The following is an 18892-nucleotide window of genomic DNA, read 5'->3' as shown; positions in this document are numbered from 1 at the left end:
ATACAAGGATGCTCCCTATGCGCGTCTTGATCTGTGCAGGTCGTCATTACGCCGACACCAAGAAGTCCCGCCATGTGCTGGACGCCTACCACCGCCTGCGCCCGGTGCAGGTATTGATTCACGGCGGCAACCAGTTCCTCGGCAGCGAGATTGAGGAATGGGCGCGGGACATCGGCATCGACGTGGTGCGTTACCCACCCAATTGGCAACGCCACGGCAAACAGGCGGAACGCCAGCGCAACCACTTCATGCTGGCCGACAGCCGCCCCGACGTGATCATCGCCCTGCCCGGTGGCGACGACACCTTGGAGCTGGTGTGCCAGGCCAAAGCCCGCGGCATTTCGGTGCTGACTGTAGAAAGCTGAATTCAAACGAGGTGCATCATGCACAAACAACACACCCCAAAGCGGCAGGACGGCTTTGCCAAATACCGTGCCCGCCACTATCGCGGTGCCCGCCACACTTTGCTGCTGTTGCCACCGGCCAAGCGCCGTGCATTGCAGCGCAACCTGATCTTTATCGGCGTGAGCCTGGGCGCTGTCTTGCTCATCGCGCTGTTTTCCAAAGCCCATGCCGCAGGTGGTGCTTACGTGGTCGATGACGGCGCCATCAATGCCCCGGGCGAATGCAATGTCGACGCTTGGTACAGCGCCGATCGGCACGCGGGCAGCACCCATAACGCCACCCTGTCGCCGGCTTGTACATTCAGCGCCATGCCATGGATGCAATGGGGCGCGACGTTATCGCGGGCCGCTGACGCGGGAACGGGCGAAACTCAAGTCAGCCCACAGGTGAAGGCACAATTGCTGTCGCGAGAAGACCTGGGGCTGGAGCTGGCAATCGCCGCCGGGGCGCACATTGCCCTGGATCGCCAGCACGCATTCGACGGCGCGGACTTCAACCTGCCGTTGACGTGGCAGGCCATGGATGCATTGCGCCTGAACCTGAATGCCGGCTGGAACCACGCCTATAACGACGGCGCGCAACAGCATCGCCTGACCTGGGGCACGGGGTTCGAATATCAGTTGGCGGAGGGACTGACCCTGATCGCCGAACGCTACGGCCAGGCAGGCGGTGAGCAAGCGTGGCAGGCCGGGCCGCGATTCCACATCTTCAAACTGTTCGATGTGGACGTGGTGGTCGGGCGCAGCCTGATTGGGGAACGCGCCCAGTGGCTGACCACTGGGGCGACGCTGAGGTTCTAGGCTTTTGCCTGCTGTTCCAGGTGCAGCTGCAACTGCGGATCGATTTGCAGCTGCCCGGCCAGATCGTCGAGGTAATTGCGCTCGGCGTCCTGCTGATCATTGACCAGCATCACGCTGGCCAGGTAAATCTCCGCGGCGAGCGCCGGGTCATGGGCATACTCGGCAAAATCCGAGGCATCCAGAGGCTTGGCGACTTCGGCGTCGAGCCACTGCTGCAACTGGGGGTCGTCGGTATGGCGGCCGATCTCTGCAGAGATCATCTGCTGCTCTTGCGCATCGATAGCCCCATCGGCCTTGGCCGCCGCGATCAGCGCACGTAATACGCCATGGCTATGGGCTTCGGCTTGCGCCCCTTCAAGCTGGTCAACGGTCTGGATCGCCTGCTGTGGGGCTGTGGCCTGCTGGCGTTGCCAGGCTTGATAGGCCTGGAAAGCCGCCATCCCCAGGGACGCCAGTGCCGCGTAATTCATCCCGCCGCTTTTACGCGCCTGAGTGCCGCCGCCGGCCGGTGCACCGCCCAACAAGCCACCCAGGCCACCCAGCAAGCCACCCAAGCCACCGCCAGCTGCAGCACCACCGGCACTGGTGCCCTTCAATAAACCACCGAGCAACCCGCCCAGACCGCCGCCCGAAGCGCCGCCGCCTTGCTGCCCTGCACGCAACAGTTGTTCCAACAGATCGCTGGTATTCATGGTGTCGCCCTCCCCGGGCGCAAAAGTGGCGTTTATCAAACATAGTCCGCCTGCGATGGAACACCATGACCGCCGGGCGGGCAAGCTTTATGATGGCGCCACTACACCGCCAAGGGAGAAAGTATCGGTGAACCGCATCGAGCAGATCACGCTGATGGCCAACTACAACCAGTGGATGAACCGCAAGGTCTATGACGCCGCCGGCACGTTGACCGACGCGCAATTAATCCTGGACCGGCAGGCGTTCTTCGGCTCGATCCTCGGCACTTTGAATCACCTGATGCTGGGCGACACGGTCTGGCTCAAGCGCTTTGCCGAGCATCCGGCTGACTTTTCGGCACTGGCGCCGTTGAGTGCCATCGCTACCCCCGCCGACCTCAAACAACTGGCCTTTGTCGATCTTAGTGAACTCTCGGCCCATCGCGCCTGGCTGGACCAACTGATCATCGATTGGGCCTACAGCCTGCAAGAGTCCCATCTGGACCAGCATCTGCGCTACCACAACATGCGCGGTGTGGCCGCCGAGAAACCCTTCTTCGGGCTGCTGGTGCATTTCTTCAACCACCAGACCCACCACCGGGGCCAGGTGACAACACTGCTGACCCAGGCGGGGGTGGACGTGGGTACTACCGACCTGCTGGCGCTGATTGATTGAGCGCGGCGTAGGCTTGCGCTAATGCCGATCAGTCAAGGCTTTTTGTAGGAGCGAGCCTGCTCGCGAAACACTCACAGACACTGCGCTCATTCAGGAAGCACGCGTTATCTTGACGTTTTTTCGCGAGCAAGCTCGCTCCTACAGAGGGCGAGGTACGGCTTGCCCCGGCACCCGCCTCGCACGGGCCCTGTACCCCGGCAGCGCCGCAGCATACGCCAGCGCCTGCTCGCGGGAATTGAAGGACGCCAACCTGTCGTTGTGAGTGCACACCCGCCACGGCCCGAAGTTGACCTGCACGATGTCATAGCCATTGAGTTGCAGTTTTTTCAACATTGAAGCGCTCATAGTCACCTCGCTTTCCTGAGATTTTCTGGCGTTACAGCTCCAACCTTACACCCGCATTCGGCGCCGTGACTGACCGCGTGTCGCACGGCCAGGTCACTTCACCTTGTTGCTCAACGTCTCAACGCTGCGTTTCAGATCATCCAGGCTGCGTTTAAGGCCGTCGATCTCGCCTTTCTGCCGGTCTATCGTATTTTTCTGCTCATCCACCGTGCGCTTGAGACTCGACAGCTGACTGTCACTGCTGCTTGAACTCGACCCGTCCTTACGCTTGAACTCGTCAAATGCCCGATCCTGACCATCCACTTTGGTTTTCAGACTTTGCAGCTCGCTCTCGCTACGCTTTTGCGCCGCTTGCAACGTCTCGATATCGCCAATGGAAATACTCGACGATTTCAGCACATAGGTATTGCCAGCCTCTATCGAGGCGCCCGTCAATCTATCTGTCGACGATGCACTGAACTCTCCCCAACGCACCGCACTCGCCGCCTGCGTCGGGCTGGCCATGGCCGAACCCAGCAGCCCCGCTACACCAAAAGCCATCATCCAAGAATGCTTACGGACACTGAGCATCAACTGATTCCTTCGCAATTTGCCGGGATGGCATATCGCTATGACTGTCATTTATGAGGCTCGTTCCTGTGCCGCATAAATTGATCAGAACTTAACTCGGCAGACATGTAGATGACTGATCTGCCACGCTTTTTCATGCATACCTTCGTGCACGAATGCGTGTTTCGAGGTTGCGCCGAAGCGACAGGATCTATATATTCCCAACCCTGCTACACCGCGCTACCGCCCGAATGGCGAAACTGGTAGACGCATGGGACTTAAAATCCCCCGCTCGTAAGGGCGTCCCGGTTCGATTCCGGGTTCGGGCACCATAGATATCAAGGGCTTGCCAGGGAAACCTGAGCAGGCCCTTATCTTTTCCGCTCCGCAATTTTAGAAGCCGCTCCGCAATTCCCTTCCTCCGGCGTCCTGCCGACCGATCTCCCAACTCAATAATTTGCCTGCTACGCTGTTCGCTCCACGGAGGAACAACGATGCCGAACTCAGACCTAATCCCTTCCCTGCTTTCCAAACTCTACGAAAACCAACTTGCCCTCGAAGCGTCCATCCTGGAGCTGTCAAATTGGGTTGAGCAACGTGGCTCCGCCGAGGTGGCAGACAATGTGCGAGGCGCCCTTTTCACAATCGGCCACAATGAAGAATTCATCAAAATGTCGCTGGCTGTCCTTATGACGGAGGAATGAGCACTACTTGCAGGCCACCGTCCAGAGTTGGTCCAGCTTAGTGGTATAGCTCTGGCTCATCATCTCTCGACGCATACCCCAGTCGGGGTTGGTAGGTACGCTGGCAGATCGAAGCGTTCCCTTTCCCCAACGTTCATTGATCTGATCAAGGACAGTCATGACCTGGGTTGCCTCGGTCGGCTGCGATATTGCAAAAAGATCATCGGTGTATTCGCCTGGCTGGCACAGGTTGAGCAGCATTACCTCGGCCTTGCTGTATTTGAAACCCGGCCGGAAAATCCTGTCGAGCGCATCGACGGCGGCTTTCGTGAGCAAGCGCACGTCATCGGTGGGGTACGGCATATCGACCACCACGCCGTTGGCATACTTCGCCTCCTCGGGGTTGAACATGCCTGTGCGGATGCAGACGCGGACCTTTTTACAAAGTGAGTTTTGGGCGCGAAGCTTTTCTGAGGCGCGCATCATGTAGGTGGCCACCGCCTCCTTGATCGGCGGCAGATCGGTCAGCCGTTTGCCGAACATCCGGCTGCAGAATATTTCTTGCTTGGGCGGGTCGGGCTCGTCAAGTTCCAGACACGATGTGCCGGCCAGCTCCCGCGCCGTCTTTTCGATCACTACGCTGAATTTCTTACGGAGCGTCCGAGGATCTGCCCTGGCCAGGTCCATCGCTGACTTTATGCCCATGGCGTCGAGGTGGAGCTTCATTTTGCGGCCTACGCCCCACACTTCGCAGACGTCAGTATTACGCAGGACCCAATCGCGCTTGACCGGATCGGTGATGTTCACCACACCACCGGTTTGAGCTTGCAATCGCTTTGCCGTGTGGTTGGCCAGCTTGGCCAAGGTCTTGGTGCTCGCTATTCCAACTCCCACCGGTATGCCAGTGCAGCGCAATACCCGCGCCCGGATCTGACGCCCCAAAGCATCCAGCTCGGAAATACCCGACAGGTCAGCAAACGCCTCATCGATACTGTAAATCTCAACGGCAGGAACCATCGATTCGATCAGGGTCATCACTCGCTCGCTCATGTCGCCATAGAGCGCGTAGTTGGATGAGAAAGGAACGATGCCATGCTGTTTCAGCTTATGTTTGATTTGGAAATACGGCTCGCCCATCTTGATGAAAGGCTTGGCGTCGTAACTCCGGGCAATGACGCAACCGTCGTTATTGCTCAACACCACAATGGGCACCTTTGCCAGATCCGGACGGAAGACACGCTCGCAACTTGCATAGAAGCTATTGCAGTCAATCAGTGCGAAGACCGGCGCGTTAGACATGACTGCGCACCGTGCTTGTGATCACACCCCAGATCGATAGCTCGTCACCCTCCAATACATACCGCGCTGGGTATTTCGGATTTTCAGATAAGAGAATCACCTCTTTGCCGCGCTTGCACAGGCGCTTGCAGACAGGATCGTTGTTCAAAAGAGCTACAACGACGTGTCCGTGGGCCGGCTCAATTGACCGATCCACAACTGCCAGGTCTCCCTCAAAAATCCCCGCACCCTGCATACTTTCGCCAGTAATCGCGATCAGATAGACGTGTGGCGCCCTGATATTTAGGACCTCATCCAATGAGATGTGCTGCTCGATGTGATCGGCTGCCGGTGATGGGAACCCAGCAGGTACACGAAACGAGCAGAAAGGCAGCTTCGTGCCGCCCTCGGATATAGGACCTAAAATGGTAAAGCTCATGATGCAGCCTTCTACAAACACTGTACGAATGTACAGTTAACTTTGCAGCCGGCTTGCGGTCAATTTTTCTGTAGGGGATTTCGACAGACGGAGCGGTGCCTATGTGCGCAAGGCTTTCACAATGTAGCGACATGGTGCTGCATCAGGGCGAGCCAACCGAGGTATTCGAGTGGTTCAAGGTCAATACGGCCGTGGGCAACGTGATATCTTTCTGACACGCCGGTTTTTATTGACGGATGGGGTGGGAATAAAAATCCCGAAAATCAGGCGAGTTCGGGTTTTCGACTGGTCATGGCGATAGTGCGAAAATGATTAGGGGCCGCGGCCGCCTCCCAAAAAAACAGCCCTACTGCGATTGAAATGGAAAAGTGATAATGAGTAACTTATATCGTAGCCTGCTAATGAATAAAACAACCTCAGCGCCAATAAAATATTTAGTAGGCCTTTCAGCCTTATTCATAAGCAGTTTAATGTATGCGAACGCCAGCGCATCGTTGACTGATGACAACCTCGATATGTACGACGTCCCAAAACTCATAGAGCAGGGAAAGTACAACGAGGCAAGAACCCTACTACTAAGAGAAGAAAAAACCATAACCGATATTAGCAAACTATGCTCTATCTACAGCTCAATGCTAGGCCTGGCCTCAATAAGCGACAATAAGGAAGAAGGAGCAAAATACGCTAGCTTATTTCAAAAATGCTATAAAGAAAACAGTAACCCTTATGCTTTTCTTGGTGCCACGACCCTCTACTTTAAAGGAGAGCACGAAAAAGCAATAGGCATTATGGACAAACTCTTAGTCAAGATAAACCATGAGCTTTCCGAAGGGAAACAATCAGAATTCCAAGTTTTTGCGGACAAGAATTTAATCTCTGCCATTTATAGGCTTAAAGCCTCCGACCTCCTGAGCCGCCAAGACCCACAAAAAGTAAAACCTATGATTATTTCGTTCGCGGAAAAATCTTACGAAGCCACACCATTTGGTGAAGCTGAAGCTTTCTTAGCTGCCATCTATAAACTGTATGGCGATACTGAGCGTTCAAAATTAATTATAGAAAAAAGTGACGGAAGAACTACTGAGGCACACACTGTTGACGTAATATTAAACTCGATCAAGCAGAAAACAGATAATGCTTCAGTCTCGCCTTAGGACGGTTGACCAAGCAGGTATCAACTGAAACCCACACGTGCCGCTCTTACCCAATCCGCTGCCGCCGCTCTGCTAGCACAGCCCGAACCTTAACTGCCAAGCTGTCGGATGTCTTGAGCCCGGCGGCTGCCCAAGGCCGCACCTCCACCCGTACAGTGCGTACCGCCGGTTCGCTCCCGCAATAGCTGATGGCTGCCGCGCAGTCGGGCTGGACCCCTCTTGCCGGTGGTTTGTGTAACGCTATCAGTTCTTTGGCTTCTGGGAGATCCCAATGCCCATGAAGACAATACCAGGGATCCAGAAACCGGGGATCGAGGTGGCAAGGCCTACGGCTAGCAGTGACGCGCCCACAATGAACATTGGTCGTTTGATTGTGTTGTCCATAACTCACACCCTCCATTAAGAATTCCCATCATTTAACCATGAGTCAGCCGCTATGACCCTAAGTCGGGGGCTATGGGCAAAAATCCCCGAGGCTATCCCGCGCAATTTGAACAGCATATTCAAGCAATTCAAGGGGAACACTTGGCTCAAATAGGGTGACCTCGAAACGCAGCGTTTCGTCATTCCGGAAGATCTCGAACATCTGAGCCCTCTGGCCTTCCCAGCACTCTAAAGCCAAGCCGTCATGACCTATGACGACGCTTGAAGCACGGCAAAAACGGTATTCAATTCCATGTACGATCACATCTCACCTCCATTTCTAAGGAGGCAACGATACCTCTGCGCTCGATGAATTTGATAGCCGCTATAGCGGCAAGGACGAAGTCATGCCTGAAAAAAACACAATCCCCGACGAAACCTGGTCAGTCAATGAAGAGCTGGTCAATTGCGACAGTTTTGATGAGCTACTGGCCGAGAACGACGACCTTGAAGTCGGGGCAACCGTTTGGAAGGGAGAGAGATTCCCGGTAGACCGACCTCCAGAAACGCAAAAGCCCCGCATTCGCGGGGCTTTCGTGTAAATCTTGGCGGGAAACCAGGGATTCGAACCCTGGGAACGCTATTAACGTTCGCCGGTTTTCAAGACCGCTATGCAAATGCAAGCGGGCTGCGGCCTTGAATGTCTTAGGCGTTCCATTACTCGTCTTCACCGAGCAAGCTACAGGCCGCATTCTACAAGGGGTGCGATTTTAGTTTTGGAACTCTTTTCACCCTTCTCCCGGCGTCCTGCCGACCAAATTACTCCTCTGCTTTATTCACAACGTTTCCATGCTCATCTACTTGATACGGTGTATCAGCCTTTACACCGTTTATGCCAGTGTTGACTACTTTGTTGGTATAGCGCTTCCCGTCCCAGCATCTGAAAATCAGTGTTGAGTTCTCCCCGCCAGTCAGCGTAGAGCCGAGACTGCCGATGAGCCTGCTGCTGGCACCCGCTGTCAGAACGCTATTCTTACCGGCAGTGAGCGTGCTTCGGTCTCCGGCCATGAGCACACAATCGTCGCCGGCAGTCAGTTTGCTGCGATCTCCAGCGGTGAGATAGCTGTTGCTGCCAGCCAATAGTTTGCTTCGGTCGCCAGCAGTCTGCGTGCTGTCTTTACCAGCAATAAGCTTGCTTCGCTCACCGGCCATCTGGATGCTACCGGCGCCGGCTATCAGCGTGCTGCGGTAGCCCGCAGTTTGCGAGCTACCCTTGCCAGCGATCAACATGCTTTTGTGCCCAGCAATTTGGGTGCTTTCATGGCCCGCAATCAGTGAGCTCCGATGACTCGCAATCTGGTTGCTACCGTATCCGGCAGTCAGGCTGCTGTGCATTCCGGACGTCAAGCTACTGCCATATCCCGCCGTCAGTACGCTACGAAGCCCGCTAATCAAAGTGCTCCCGTAACCCGCGGTCAAGAAGCTGCGAATGCCACTAGTCAAAGTGCTGCCATAACCCGCAATCAGTGAGCTGTCTTGGCCTGCCGTTCCGGTGCTCCCGTAACCGGCGGTGAGCGTGCTATCGCGCTCTGCCGTCTGCGTACTACCATAACCCGCCGTCAACGTGCTCTCGTAGCCCGCGGTCTGGGTGCTGCCATAACCTGCGATCAATGAGCTGGAAAATCCAGCTGTTTCAGTACTGCCGTAGCCAGCGGTGAGCGTACTGCTGTCTTGGGCGGTCAGCGTACTGCCATAGCCTGCCGTCAATGTGCTCTCATAGCCCGCGATCAGGGTACTTCCATAACCTGCGACCAGTGAGCTGTCATAGCCGGCGGTAGACGTACTGCCGTAACCAGTCGTCAAACTGCTGTTGTAGCCAGCCGTTTGAGTACTTCCGTACCCTGCAATCAAAGTACTGCTATAGCCAGCGGTTGAGGTACTACCATAACCAGTGGTGAGCGAGCTTTCTTCCTGGGCAGTTTGAGTGCTGCCGTAGCCTGCAGTCAGTGTGCTTTTGTAGCCCGCCGTTTGAGTACTTCCGTAGCCAGCAATAAGTGAGCTTTCGTAGCCGGCTGTTGAAGTGCTGCCATAGCCCGCAGTCAGGGTGCTGTTGTCCTGGGCGGTTTGAGTACTGCCATAACCGGCAGTCAGGGTGCTTTCATAACCCGTCGTCTGGGTACTACCGTAACCTGCGATTAGAGAACTCTTGAAACCTGCTGTTGAAGTACTGCCATAGCCAGCCGTGAGTGAACTGCTTTCCTGAGCAGTCTGGGTACTACCATACCCGGCTGTCAGAACACTCCGGTAACCAGCGGTTTGGGTGCTGCCATATCCGGCAATGAGAGTACTGTCATAGCCGGCTGTTGAGGTGCTGCCGTAACCCGCAGTGAGTGAGCTGCCTTCCTGAGCGGTCTGTGTACTGCCATAACCTGCTGTCAGTTTGCTTTCATGACCCGCGGTTTGAGTACTCCCATAGCCTGCAATAAGAGAACTGTACGGGCCAGCGGTCCCGGTACTGCCGTAGCCAGCAGTAAGCGAACTCCCTTCCTGCGCCGTTTGCGTACTGCCGTAGCCCGCGGTGAGATCGCTGCCCTCCTGAGCTGTCTGTGTACTGCCATAACCCGCCGTCAGCGAGCTTTCTTCTCCAGCGGTTTGTGTACTGCCATAGCCGGCGATCAGTGAACTGTCGGAACCAGAGGTGCCCGTACTGCCGTAACCGGCGGTGAGATCGCTGCCTTCCTGTGCCGTTTGCGTGCTGCCATAACCCGCTGTTAGTGAGCTATCTCCCCCGGCAGTTTGCGTACTGCCGTAGCCGGCAATGATGGAACTGTCGGAACCAGAGGTGCCCGTACTGCCGTAACCGGCGGTGAGATCGCTGCCTTCCTGTGCCGTTTGCGTGCTGCCATAACCCGCTGTTAGTGAGCTATCTCCCCCGGCAGTTTGAGTACTGCCGTAGCCAGCTATGATGGAACTGTTGGAACCAGAGGTGCCGGTACTGCCATAGCCGGCGGTGAGATCGCTGCCTTCTTGAGCTGTCTGCGTGCTGCCATATCCCGCCGTCAGCGAGCTTTCTTCTCCAGCGGTTTGGGTGCTGCCGTAGCCGGCTATGATGGAACTGTCGGAACCTGAAGTTCCGGTACTCCCATATCCCGCAATCAGGGTGCTGCGATCTCCAGCGGTTTCAGTACTGCCATAACCGGCGATGAGCTGACTCTGATTCGCGCCGGTGAGCGTACTGCCATAAACAGCTGTCTCTAGCGTTTGCAGAGTTTGAACTGAAGCCGCAGGCGGCCTGAGAGAGTCCTCGTTCATTTCCGGTCGCGCTTCAGGAAAAGCAAATGACTCAACCAGATCTGCTGAATATGACGCATAGTTTGAAACGTTACTCGAAATGTACCCTAAAGCACTATTTCGTGTTCCGACATGAACCACTTCAGCACGGTGAAATTTAACGCACCCCTCTATATCAAGACGAATAATATCGTCAATCGCAACTTCACAGACCACCCACCTAGCATCGGCTTGCATATTTAATTGGGCGCTCGCCCCCTTTCCCCAGAGTAAGCCAGACAGCCCATTCTCGAGCCTTCTCGTAGGCTCCCAAAATTTGCATTCCACGACACCCGAAACGGGCCAGATAAGGCCGCAGTGATCGCCCATGTTATTGGAGCAGGTACGTAAAACTAAAACCTTCACATCATTCATTTCAACATCCTCGTGATATTCTTACTAAGAAATAGCGTCGTCCGCTTTTAAAAAATAACACTTAAAGAATGCGAAATTACTATTTATAATTTCATGGAAGGACAGACTTGGACGCCTTACAAAACAACAACACTAAGCTGCTTCTTTTTTTCAGCCCCCTGTGTCAGCCTATTGTAATTTTATAGGCCACAAACTTCAGACGCTTGCAATTAGTCACTTTGACTTGAGGGACAAAGAGGATCGAAGAACTTATTAAAAATCCTTCAATAAACTCAATGTTCTGCCTCAACACCAATAAGGTTTTTGCAGATATTGTAAGTATCGGCCGTGGCAGGCGGCTCCACGACCAATAACAAATATGGTTTTATTGTTACTTAATATTAAATAGAGCGGGCCGCTCTCACTTATATACGGGAGCGTCTCTTGGTAGCACATAAGAGCGCCAGCGTATTAGAGGAAACGTTGAGAGCGCACTCAAACAAAAGCAGGCGCGTGCTAAATCAGAATCTCGCACGGAGCGCGAACGGCCATTACGGGCCCGAAGGAGCTAATGGCGAAAGACCGCTTTTTTCTGAGCCGGACATTTATAATTTTGGAGCGGGCCTCCCAGTGCCAAATGCTACGCTGTTCAATCTCTGGAGGAGCACCAATGCCGAACTCAGATCTGATCCCTTCCCTGCTTTCAAAGCTCTACGAAAACCAGCTGGCCCTCGAGGCTTCCATCATGGAGTTATCGAACTGGGTGGAGCAGCGTGGCTCCGCCGATGTGGCTGAGAACATCCGTGGCGCCTTGCACACCATCGACGAGAACGAAGAGTTCATCAAACTGACTCTAGCAGTCCTCATGTCGCCCGACTAATCGTCGGGTAACCCTGCAGTTCGTCGCTTCAAACCTTCCGCCTGACTAAATCCAGATTACTGTACGCACATACAGTATCCGAGATTCACGCTATGAACGTTGACATGGACACCGATGATTGGCTCGGCTGCCCCACTCCGTTGGATATGTACCAGCATCAGTGCTCAATCCTCGTAGATGAACTGGCGGAGACAGAGCGCATGCTGAGTCGAGCACGGGCGAACATCACTGGCCTGGTCCAGATGAATGACCTGCTCATGACAGGCAAGGCCGACGCCGAAGGAAAGCTTGCCGATGCGCTGGATAAGATAAGTCTGCTGGAACAGCAGCAGTCGTTTGGCTCGGTGCAAAGCGTGAAGATTGTTACCGAGCAGAGGGACTATCTGTTCAGGGAAAATCAGCGGCTACTGGCAGAGCTAAAAGCACTGCATGAGCTTCACCCAAGCTCATCCCCGTAGGCTGCTACGGCTTCCTCGGTAAGCTCCCGCCACTCGTTATCATCAATTAGGCCCTGCTGCTTCAAGTCGTCCGCCAGGGCCAGCCGCGTTTCGTAGCGCTCCTCAGGAGTGACCGATATGAATGCGGGATCATTGCGTAGCGCAAACCACGCCTCCATTGCGGTGACTTGTTCAATGTTGATCGCCATGACGAATACCTCGGACCAGTGTCTACAGTGTAGAGATTGGCCGGGGACCGGCTGTTCATTGGCGCCGACGAGCGGAGATGCTTATGTGCGGACGACTATCACAGTACAGCGGCATCCATGACTTCGTTGCAGCGCTGAGCATGCCAAACGCTCTGGCGAACTCCTTGGGTGATCAGCCAATTGAGCGGTACAACGTGGCACCCACGACCGCGGTTGCGCTGCTACACCTGCAGGGCGACCTGCTATATGCTGACTTGGTGCGCTGGGGTTGGCGGCCGCACTGGGCGAAGGACCGGGCAGCACCCATCAATGCCCGCGTGGAGAAAGTCGCCCACGGCCCCTTCTTCCGGGCGATCTGGCCGCATCGTGCAATTACGCCCATCGACAACTGGTTTGAGTGGGTGGATGAAGGTGGCCCTAAGAAGCAGCCCTACCTCATCCGCCGGCGGGATGGTGCACCGATATTCTGTGCTGCCATCGGCCAGTTCCCGGATACCGATGAAGGCCCAGGCGAGCATGACGGCTTCGTGATCATCACCGCCGACAGCGCGGGCGGCATGGTGGACATTCACGACCGCCGACCCGTGGTGCTGACGCCAGACCTGGCCCGGGAATGGTTGGATCCCGCCACGCCCAAGGAGCGTGCCGAGCAGATGGTGCTTCACCAGGGTGAACCGTCCGAGATGTTCGAGTGGTTCAAGGTCGATACGGCCGTGGGCAATGTGCGGAACAAGGGGCCCAACCTGATACAGCCTGCACCCTAAAACAGCCCACCGAGGTCAGCAGGTTTCCAATTCATGATCACAAGCTCGCCGCTGACCTCGGCTTTCCCCTGGCGCTGATTGGTAGTGCTGTAGCGGATGTCCAGCGTTTCAAAGTGGAACCCTTCAAACACCCGCCGAATATCAGGATGGTCGTTGATACTCACCATGACCTTGCCTTTGCAGCGGCGCATGAAGTCGGCCATCCGCTCATAGTTTTCGAACGGAAAGTCCACCCCGTAGCCTGCGGTCTGCCAGTACGGTGGGTCCATGTAGTGGAAAGTGTGGGGCCGGTCGTAGCGCTCGGCGCATTCGAGCCATCCTAAGTTTTCGACATAGGTTCCGGAAAGGCGCTGCCAGGCTGCGGAAAGGTTCTCTTCAATCCGCAACAGATTAATAGCCGGGCCCGTAGTGGCAGTGCCGAAGGTCTGGCCGCTGACCTTCCCGGCGAAGGCATGGTGCTGCAGGTAGAAAAAACGGGCAGCTCGCTGGATATCGGTGAGGGTTTCCGGTCGGGTCATCTTCTGCCACTCAAACACTTGGCGTGAGCTCAGCGCCCATTTGAACTGGCGCACGAACTCCTCCAGGTGGTTCTGCACGACCCGGTACAACGTCACCAGGTCGCCATTAATATCGTTGAGAACTTCGACCGGGGCGGCCTGAGGGCGCATGAAGTAAAGCGCAGCACCACCAGCAAACACTTCAACGTAGCACTCGTGCGGTGGGAACAGAGGAATAAGGCGATCAGCCAAGCGACGCTTGCCGCCCATCCATGGAACGATAGGGTTTGTCATTTTTGCAATCCTTTGCAAAGTGGGTGTTTATTGGGTCATGTTAATTTTTGCGACCGGGAATGTAGGTCAGGGCGCAATGGCCCTGACATACGCCTGGCACGCCCGCAACGCGATCAATCCTTGGTCGCCGGCATCGGTGATGGCGATAATTCGTTGAGCATGCGCTGGGTCAAGTTGGGCTCGACGGGCTGCATGAACCACGCCGACGGCGCCGGTGGCGGTAGGCACGTTGCAGCTACTGGCTGAATCCTCGGCAATGAGGACTGACAGCCGGACATCGGCAGTAGCAAGGCGATCACGCAGGTGAGCTTGGTTGCGCTGGGCATCGGATAACTCCTTGGAGTGTTGTTGGTCGGCGTTGGTGGCGCGATGTTCGGCAGCCAAGCGTTTTTCCTGCTCGGTGCTGACCTGGGCGGCGGCGGCCATGATGATCCTGGCCAGGTCGTCCTTGTGCAGGCCGGCCTGCTCGGCGAGCTTCTTGCCCATGCGCCAGTCTTGAACCTGCCAGGTAACGCCGGCGGCACCGGACATCAACAGCAGGATCAGCACCACCAGGCCGACAAGCTTCTGTGCCGGCGTCATGCCAGAACCTCCAGCGCTTTGTTATAGAAGGAAACACGCTCGGCCAGGCCATTGAGCCCACCGTTAATGCACCGAGTTATCATCTCGAGCGACCCAGAGTCAGCGAGCTTGTTCAGGTCGCGGGAGTTCCAGAACCACGCGGCAGACTTGGCCGCCCACTCTGCCTGCTCGAGCAGCTCAGGGGTGCGCAGCAGGCGGTCATCACCGAACAGGGCCTTACTGCACGCCAGGTAGTTATCGTGCCCAGTGATCTGGATCAGCCCTCGACCTCGGTACTTCTGGCCGTCACCGTCAGCATCTGGTGTATTGCCCAGGCGCTTGGCCAGGGTGCCAGTGTCGTATTTACTCAGGTACCGATCGCCGCCCAGTTCCCGAACGTAGCGGAGTTGGCCCGACTCATGACCGACCTGGGCAATGAACGCGGCCATTCGTAGACGGGTATTGATCTGGTATTTGTCCATAGCCAGATCCAGCGCAGACGCAAAAACGCCGGCATTGCGGCCGGCGTTCGGGAGGATCTGCAGCAACTGCTGCTCAGTGATCGACATGTTTTTCTCCAGGCGAAAAAAAGCCCGACTCATTAGCCGGGCGAATAAATTGCTTTTTCAGCACCTTCAATGACACAGGGCAGCGTTCGCTTGTAGAATCGCAGCCATAAGCAACGACCAGCACGCAAGCGAAACGAAAACTCGCCCAGCCAAAAAAAAAAATAAATTAAAGGATTCACAAATGTCAGACGCAATTAGGAAGCGCATTGTCTTCTTGGATTACATGCGGGTTTTTGCTTTTGTCAGCGTTCTTATAGGCCATAAGTTCATCGACCTTCTTACACAGCTAGCAGTAGCTCCGGACCAACACGTTAGCATCAGGCTTTTTGCACAAGCTATTCTCCCACTCTGCGAAGGCGGCGCTGCCGGAGTCGTCGTATTCTTTTTGACTTCTGGCTACATCATCACCCACGTGCTACAAAGTGAAGCACCTGGCGACTTCCTGTTAAAGCGAATATTCCGCATCTACCCGCTATACATCTTTGCAGTTGCTATGGAGCTTTCATTCCACGCGGCAAGCGGCGCGGCAGTTCCGGATGCAATAACGATAATTCAGCGAATGTTATTGATCGGTGATTTCTTCAACACTCCATATGGCCTGGTCGGGGTGGAGTGGACATTGCGCATCGAGGTAGCTTTTTACCTGCTTATGTTCCTGATCAAGGCATCGGGACTCATGAAGAATCAGTGGGCTTTACCGGTGCTGTATCTTGCAATCGCCGGGGGGCTTTTTTCGGCCCCGGCGTTCCCTAACGGCATGGGATGGAGCAACGGATATTTCAATATGTACGCGATGTTTCTGCTATGCGGATCGTGCATCTATCTCGCTCAGAATTCGTTAGCAAATAGATCGGTTAGCGTCATAGCCATCATATTAATGCTATTTATGTTCTTGGCTTTAACGGTAAAATTTCAGCCAAACTGGAAGGAAAGTAACTACGCAACGCTGGCGGTAGGTATTTTTCTCTTATGCTTTTTCTGCCGAGAATTCCTGCTAGAAAATAAAGTGGTTGGACTTCTTTCCGAACTAACCTACTCAGTCTATTTGTTTCATAACTGGCTATGGGGATACATTTATTCGGCGGTATCAATGATTACGGTACGGCCTAGCGTGGCCTTGCCGCTGACCACGCTAGCCTTACTCATATTCTGCTATATCACCTACAAAACCGTGGAAATGTACGGGGTAAAGGCTGGGTCGGCAATTCTGCGCAGGATCAAAACGCGTCACCAGCCAGCCTTACACACCTGATGCTTTCACTCAAATCTCAATAGTGTGAAGCTCGAACGATGCCGACTTAATAGTCATGTCTCCGAATGTGTCGGAAATGTTCAGGGTGTAGCTACTGGCGGGAATCCATGGGCGGCAGCGTATCGACCTTGGGCATTTCAAGCCGCACATCGATCCAGCTGTTCAGCGGCACATCCATCGGCGCGCCTCTACCAGGGAACATTTCGCCATCGTCGGATAGCGTCCAGCGCTTCTTGAAAAGGCGGATGATCACAGTGCCATCTTCGGACTGCTCGCTTTCGGTAACGCCCAGCGTACGACCGCCATCAGGAGAGCATGGATCCTGGGTTCGCCACCCTTCAAAGGCCAAGCCAAGGCTTCCTGCAATCTTGTATTCGCCCACGCTAACGCGCTCCACGGTGACACCGCGGGCCTCGCTGTTCACCACTCCCCATTTACCAGCAGGCGCGAAGGTTTCTTCCTGAAGGTCGCGGCGCTCGCTGGTGGCCACACAGGCAATCCGCATGATTGGCGAGGCAGCAGAAAGCACACCGCCTGAGCCCCGAGTGGTATTGCCCGTGTGATAAACGAAATTGAAGCTTTCTGTACCGTAGTCGCCACTGCGGAATCCAAGGGTTTTTCCTGGTGAGGTCCCCATCCAAAGCTGCGACCCGAGGTTTCCTTCCCCCGGAAAAGCCAGGTTGAGTAGCGTGCCGTAAGTCACAGGCCTAAATTGCGTGCCATCTGCAATTACGCCGAATCCGGTTTCCCAAACGTTCATAGATGTATAGATGGAGCTATTGCCAATGGTCGCTCGCGCGCCAAGGCCAAGCATCGGAGCGGTGAGGGCCTGCCCATTCTGAGTCCCGAAAGCCGCAGTTGCCACGGATCCAAGACCTAAATTCACCCGGGCAGCGGCTTGCGTGGTTGCCCCCGTTCCTCCTTTCGCAATCGGAACGACATTCTCAGTCGAGACAGTGCCAAGCCCCGCTAGCGTGGCGCCCCATTGCTGAACCATCAGGTTCACTGCATCGGCCAAAGCCTTTGGGTAACCGTTAACAGGGACAATTCCGTATGCGGCGCCCGCTGAAGTGGGGCCCCGATACGCTGGGCAGATAGAGACAGAGGTATCGCTCGATGGATTGATCACCTGATATATGCCGTTATCTGGGCCAACGAACATGTCACCGGCCCGACAGTTTGAAAACTTTGTGCCGACGCCATTTACGACGGCATTGCCGTTTGTAACGGTTACGGACCCTTCTGAAAACCAAGAAGCCATAGTTACTCTCCAAATCAGTAAATGCAGGGCATCTACTGAATTCAGTTAAAAGGAAATGGAAGTCCCGCAGTTTTGATAACCAGGGCAGATGGAAACCTACTTGTTGGCAGGTTTATGTAGGAATAGCCCACACCGGTATTAGTTGTCGGCCAATAATCTTCGGTAGTCCTACCTGGCGGGGCAAAGAAGAAACTAATACCCCCGATTCTTCCAAAGGCGCCCTCAGTCATGCCATAAACCATCGGCGCCCCACCATCCGAAAACGGACTAGCATCAATAATCCCACAAGACCTGCTCCAAGGGAGGAACGCGGCATATTCGGTTCCCGCATCTAGATTAATATTAACCAAACTATGAGCTATCGCAGAACCAGCTTGTGATAGAAATGCAATCCTTTCGTTTCTCCCTCCCATGTAAGTGAATGCTGGTCTTCCGAAACGATCCAGCGGCCCCGGATCGGGTGCGCGTATTGAAGCAACAACGTTCATGGGGTTTTGATTTGAGTTGAACGTAATTTGCCCCGAGTCTCCGGATCTCGTTTTTAGCCAAGGGCTAGGCAGCCCATCATTCCGCATCAGGTCAAAGCAGTAGTATTTGGTTGCCGTAGTCGCTCCAGCATACAGATAGGTTGTTGTATTCCCGGAGACGGTAACACCAGTGGCAGTGCCTCTTCCGACAAGAAAAACTATAGGAGACTGAGGATTATCGATTGTAAATCCGTACTGGTTATCTCCCGAAATGCCGGACTCGCCCCAGCTGCTCGCTAAGTTTGGATCCACGTTAATAAACCTGAGCCGCCACCTCCTCCAGTTTGAATTGTAAGATAAGTATCCGCTCTTCACTAAGCCGTAACTAATATTGCCCGTATCATAGAGCAGCGTTCCATCTGCCTTCTTTACGACAAGTTTCGCTTTGGACATCAGTAATACCCATAGGAAATGCGACAGTTCGCAGAGAAGAAACCCCACCCCGCTGTATTGTACGAATACACCCAGGATAGGGCTGTACCGCTTAAAACAACGCCTGGCCGCTTCCCTTTATCCATTTGCAAATCCACAAGCGGCGACACTGTAAAGAACAATGTCCGACCCGCTGGCGGTGCTGGAATTTGGATCTGCCCG

Annotated in this window: 23 protein-coding genes and 1 tRNA gene; 11 read left to right on the top strand and 13 right to left on the bottom strand. The window is 54.9% G+C overall.

Annotated elements, in window-relative coordinates:
- The first annotated feature begins 17 nt into the window (after positions 1–17).
- Both NMB39_RS14260 and NMB39_RS14255 read left to right on the top strand, forming a co-directional pair.
- Positions 18–365 carry an SLOG family protein gene (locus tag NMB39_RS14260; RefSeq protein WP_057023948.1) on the top strand — a complete coding sequence of 116 codons (348 nt, stop codon included), beginning with the start codon at positions 18–20 and terminating at the stop codon, positions 363–365.
- Between the two features lie 18 nt (positions 366–383).
- On the top strand, positions 384–1205 hold the full coding sequence (locus NMB39_RS14255) for a PA4824 family protein (RefSeq protein ID WP_494338991.1): 822 nt from the start codon (positions 384–386) through the stop codon (positions 1203–1205).
- Here NMB39_RS14255 and NMB39_RS14250 read toward each other — a convergent pair.
- On the bottom strand, positions 1202–1897 hold the full coding sequence (locus tag NMB39_RS14250; RefSeq protein WP_046072468.1) for a tellurite resistance TerB family protein: 696 nt from the start codon (positions 1895–1897) through the stop codon (positions 1202–1204). The genes NMB39_RS14255 and NMB39_RS14250 overlap by 4 nt on opposite strands.
- Before the next feature lie 127 nt (positions 1898–2024).
- Between NMB39_RS14250 and NMB39_RS14245 the strand changes: the two genes are divergently transcribed.
- Positions 2025–2552, top strand: coding sequence for a DinB family protein (locus NMB39_RS14245; RefSeq protein ID WP_494340590.1), 528 nt, complete (start codon positions 2025–2027; stop codon positions 2550–2552).
- A gap of 138 nt (positions 2553–2690) precedes the next feature.
- On the opposite strand, the gene NMB39_RS14240 is transcribed toward NMB39_RS14245, so the two are convergent.
- Both NMB39_RS14240 and NMB39_RS14235 read right to left on the bottom strand, forming a co-directional pair.
- Positions 2691–2897 (bottom strand): hypothetical protein, encoded by a 207-nt coding sequence (locus tag NMB39_RS14240; protein ID WP_057023951.1) that lies wholly within the window; start codon positions 2895–2897, stop codon positions 2691–2693.
- A 93-nt stretch (positions 2898–2990) separates the two neighbouring features.
- Complete coding sequence (locus NMB39_RS14235; protein WP_057023952.1) at positions 2991–3467, bottom strand: hypothetical protein; 477 nt, start codon at positions 3465–3467, stop codon at positions 2991–2993.
- A 224-nt stretch (positions 3468–3691) separates the two neighbouring features.
- On the opposite strand from NMB39_RS14235, the gene NMB39_RS14230 reads away from it, so the two are divergent.
- Together NMB39_RS14230 and NMB39_RS14225 are read left to right on the top strand one after the other, a co-directional pair.
- A tRNA-Leu gene (locus NMB39_RS14230) sits at positions 3692–3778 on the top strand.
- Positions 3779–3940: 162 nt separating this feature from the next.
- Positions 3941–4150, top strand: a complete 210-nt coding sequence (locus tag NMB39_RS14225; RefSeq protein WP_034135893.1) for a hypothetical protein — start codon at positions 3941–3943, stop codon at positions 4148–4150.
- A 3-nt stretch (positions 4151–4153) separates the two neighbouring features.
- Here the strand turns inward: NMB39_RS14225 and umuC are convergent, their stop codons facing one another.
- Positions 4154–5428 carry a translesion error-prone DNA polymerase V subunit UmuC gene (gene umuC, locus NMB39_RS14220; RefSeq protein WP_494338992.1) on the bottom strand — a complete coding sequence of 425 codons (1275 nt, stop codon included), beginning with the start codon at positions 5426–5428 and terminating at the stop codon, positions 4154–4156.
- Positions 5421–5846 carry a LexA family protein gene (locus tag NMB39_RS14215; protein ID WP_034135895.1) on the bottom strand — a complete coding sequence of 142 codons (426 nt, stop codon included), beginning with the start codon at positions 5844–5846 and terminating at the stop codon, positions 5421–5423. Before NMB39_RS14215 ends, umuC begins: the two co-directional genes overlap by 8 nt.
- 374 nt (positions 5847–6220) lie before the next feature.
- Here NMB39_RS14215 and NMB39_RS14210 point away from each other — a divergent pair, with 374 nt between their 5' ends.
- Entirely contained in the window at positions 6221–7000 is a 780-nt protein-coding gene (locus NMB39_RS14210; RefSeq protein ID WP_494338993.1) for a hypothetical protein, read from the top strand.
- 46 nt (positions 7001–7046) lie between these two features.
- Here NMB39_RS14210 and NMB39_RS14205 read toward each other — a convergent pair whose 3' ends face one another.
- Positions 7047–7190: a hypothetical protein gene (locus NMB39_RS14205; RefSeq protein WP_420902467.1), complete on the bottom strand. Its 144-nt coding sequence runs from the start codon at positions 7188–7190 to the stop codon at positions 7047–7049.
- A gap of 580 nt (positions 7191–7770) precedes the next feature.
- On the opposite strand from NMB39_RS14205, the gene NMB39_RS14200 reads away from it, so the two are divergent.
- A complete protein-coding gene (locus NMB39_RS14200; protein WP_494338994.1) occupies positions 7771–7965 on the top strand; it encodes a hypothetical protein in 195 nt (64 codons plus the stop codon).
- A 217-nt stretch (positions 7966–8182) separates the two neighbouring features.
- On the opposite strand, the gene NMB39_RS14195 is transcribed toward NMB39_RS14200, so the two are convergent.
- Positions 8183–11068 carry a beta strand repeat-containing protein gene (locus NMB39_RS14195; protein WP_494343367.1) on the bottom strand — a complete coding sequence of 962 codons (2886 nt, stop codon included), beginning with the start codon at positions 11066–11068 and terminating at the stop codon, positions 8183–8185.
- Positions 11069–11717: 649 nt separating this feature from the next.
- Here NMB39_RS14195 and NMB39_RS14190 point away from each other — a divergent pair.
- Positions 11718–11927, top strand: a complete 210-nt coding sequence (locus NMB39_RS14190) for a hypothetical protein (protein WP_494338995.1) — start codon at positions 11718–11720, stop codon at positions 11925–11927.
- A gap of 92 nt (positions 11928–12019) precedes the next feature.
- Positions 12020–12385, top strand: coding sequence for a hypothetical protein (locus NMB39_RS14185; protein ID WP_494338996.1), 366 nt, complete (start codon positions 12020–12022; stop codon positions 12383–12385).
- On the opposite strand, the gene NMB39_RS14180 is transcribed toward NMB39_RS14185, so the two are convergent.
- The gene (locus NMB39_RS14180) at positions 12364–12573 is read right to left on the bottom strand and encodes a hypothetical protein (RefSeq protein ID WP_494338997.1); all 210 of its coding nucleotides are present in this window, start codon (positions 12571–12573) and stop codon (positions 12364–12366) included. The genes NMB39_RS14185 and NMB39_RS14180 overlap by 22 nt on opposite strands.
- 83 nt (positions 12574–12656) lie before the next feature.
- Between NMB39_RS14180 and NMB39_RS14175 the strand changes: the two genes are divergently transcribed.
- A complete protein-coding gene (locus tag NMB39_RS14175; protein ID WP_494338998.1) occupies positions 12657–13337 on the top strand; it encodes an SOS response-associated peptidase family protein in 681 nt (226 codons plus the stop codon).
- Here NMB39_RS14175 and NMB39_RS14170 read toward each other — a convergent pair.
- From NMB39_RS14170 to NMB39_RS14160, 3 genes are all read right to left on the bottom strand, one after another.
- Complete coding sequence (locus NMB39_RS14170; protein WP_494338999.1) at positions 13334–14128, bottom strand: DNA adenine methylase; 795 nt, start codon at positions 14126–14128, stop codon at positions 13334–13336. The two genes, NMB39_RS14175 and NMB39_RS14170, sit on opposite strands and share 4 nt — an antisense overlap.
- Before the next feature lie 66 nt (positions 14129–14194).
- A complete protein-coding gene (locus NMB39_RS14165; protein ID WP_494339000.1) occupies positions 14195–14710 on the bottom strand; it encodes a lysis system spanin subunit in 516 nt (171 codons plus the stop codon).
- Positions 14707–15258: a glycoside hydrolase family 19 protein gene (locus NMB39_RS14160; protein ID WP_494339001.1), complete on the bottom strand. Its 552-nt coding sequence runs from the start codon at positions 15256–15258 to the stop codon at positions 14707–14709. Before NMB39_RS14160 ends, NMB39_RS14165 begins: the two co-directional genes overlap by 4 nt.
- Positions 15259–15439: 181 nt before the next feature.
- On the opposite strand from NMB39_RS14160, the gene NMB39_RS14155 reads away from it, so the two are divergent.
- Positions 15440–16510 carry an acyltransferase family protein gene (locus tag NMB39_RS14155; protein ID WP_494339002.1) on the top strand — a complete coding sequence of 357 codons (1071 nt, stop codon included), beginning with the start codon at positions 15440–15442 and terminating at the stop codon, positions 16508–16510.
- A 91-nt stretch (positions 16511–16601) separates the two neighbouring features.
- Here NMB39_RS14155 and NMB39_RS14150 read toward each other — a convergent pair whose 3' ends face one another.
- A complete protein-coding gene (locus NMB39_RS14150) occupies positions 16602–17771 on the bottom strand; it encodes a phage tail fiber protein (protein ID WP_494339003.1) in 1170 nt (389 codons plus the stop codon).
- Positions 17772–17812: 41 nt separating this feature from the next.
- The gene (locus NMB39_RS14145) at positions 17813–18691 is read right to left on the bottom strand and encodes a hypothetical protein (RefSeq protein ID WP_494339004.1); all 879 of its coding nucleotides are present in this window, start codon (positions 18689–18691) and stop codon (positions 17813–17815) included.
- Positions 18692–18892: the final 201 nt, after the last annotated feature.

This window comes from Pseudomonas sp. FBCC-B545, assembly GCF_059134095.1.
The sequence above is the reverse complement of the archived record's forward strand: the minus strand, read 5'-3'. Positions and strand labels throughout refer to the sequence as shown.

Bases quoted from the DNA above. Each gene is read 5' to 3' on its own strand.
- NMB39_RS14200 (WP_494338994.1), top strand. From the start codon at position 7,771: ATGCCTGAAAAAAACACAATCCCCGACGAAACCTGGTCAGTCAATGAA.
- NMB39_RS14215 (WP_034135895.1), bottom strand. From the start codon at position 5,846: ATGAGCTTTACCATTTTAGGTCCTATATCCGAGGGCGGCACGAAGCTG.
- NMB39_RS14180 (WP_494338997.1), bottom strand. From the start codon at position 12,573: ATGGCGATCAACATTGAACAAGTCACCGCAATGGAGGCGTGGTTTGCG.
- NMB39_RS14255 (WP_494338991.1), top strand. From the start codon at position 384: ATGCACAAACAACACACCCCAAAGCGGCAGGACGGCTTTGCCAAATAC.
- NMB39_RS14150 (WP_494339003.1), bottom strand. From the start codon at position 17,771: ATGGCTTCTTGGTTTTCAGAAGGGTCCGTAACCGTTACAAACGGCAAT.
- NMB39_RS14155 (WP_494339002.1), top strand. From the start codon at position 15,440: ATGTCAGACGCAATTAGGAAGCGCATTGTCTTCTTGGATTACATGCGG.
- NMB39_RS14250 (WP_046072468.1), bottom strand. From the start codon at position 1,897: ATGAATACCAGCGATCTGTTGGAACAACTGTTGCGTGCAGGGCAGCAA.
- NMB39_RS14235 (WP_057023952.1), bottom strand. From the start codon at position 3,467: ATGCTCAGTGTCCGTAAGCATTCTTGGATGATGGCTTTTGGTGTAGCG.
- NMB39_RS14210 (WP_494338993.1), top strand. From the start codon at position 6,221: ATGAGTAACTTATATCGTAGCCTGCTAATGAATAAAACAACCTCAGCG.
- NMB39_RS14190 (WP_494338995.1), top strand. From the start codon at position 11,718: ATGCCGAACTCAGATCTGATCCCTTCCCTGCTTTCAAAGCTCTACGAA.
- NMB39_RS14195 (WP_494343367.1), bottom strand. From the start codon at position 11,068: ATGAATGATGTGAAGGTTTTAGTTTTACGTACCTGCTCCAATAACATG.
- NMB39_RS14240 (WP_057023951.1), bottom strand. From the start codon at position 2,897: ATGAGCGCTTCAATGTTGAAAAAACTGCAACTCAATGGCTATGACATC.
- NMB39_RS14160 (WP_494339001.1), bottom strand. From the start codon at position 15,258: ATGTCGATCACTGAGCAGCAGTTGCTGCAGATCCTCCCGAACGCCGGC.
- NMB39_RS14225 (WP_034135893.1), top strand. From the start codon at position 3,941: ATGCCGAACTCAGACCTAATCCCTTCCCTGCTTTCCAAACTCTACGAA.
- NMB39_RS14145 (WP_494339004.1), bottom strand. From the start codon at position 18,691: ATGTCCAAAGCGAAACTTGTCGTAAAGAAGGCAGATGGAACGCTGCTC.
- umuC (WP_494338992.1), bottom strand. From the start codon at position 5,428: ATGTCTAACGCGCCGGTCTTCGCACTGATTGACTGCAATAGCTTCTAT.
- NMB39_RS14185 (WP_494338996.1), top strand. From the start codon at position 12,020: ATGAACGTTGACATGGACACCGATGATTGGCTCGGCTGCCCCACTCCG.
- NMB39_RS14175 (WP_494338998.1), top strand. From the start codon at position 12,657: ATGTGCGGACGACTATCACAGTACAGCGGCATCCATGACTTCGTTGCA.
- NMB39_RS14170 (WP_494338999.1), bottom strand. From the start codon at position 14,128: ATGACAAACCCTATCGTTCCATGGATGGGCGGCAAGCGTCGCTTGGCT.
- NMB39_RS14260 (WP_057023948.1), top strand. From the start codon at position 18: ATGCGCGTCTTGATCTGTGCAGGTCGTCATTACGCCGACACCAAGAAG.
- NMB39_RS14165 (WP_494339000.1), bottom strand. From the start codon at position 14,710: ATGACGCCGGCACAGAAGCTTGTCGGCCTGGTGGTGCTGATCCTGCTG.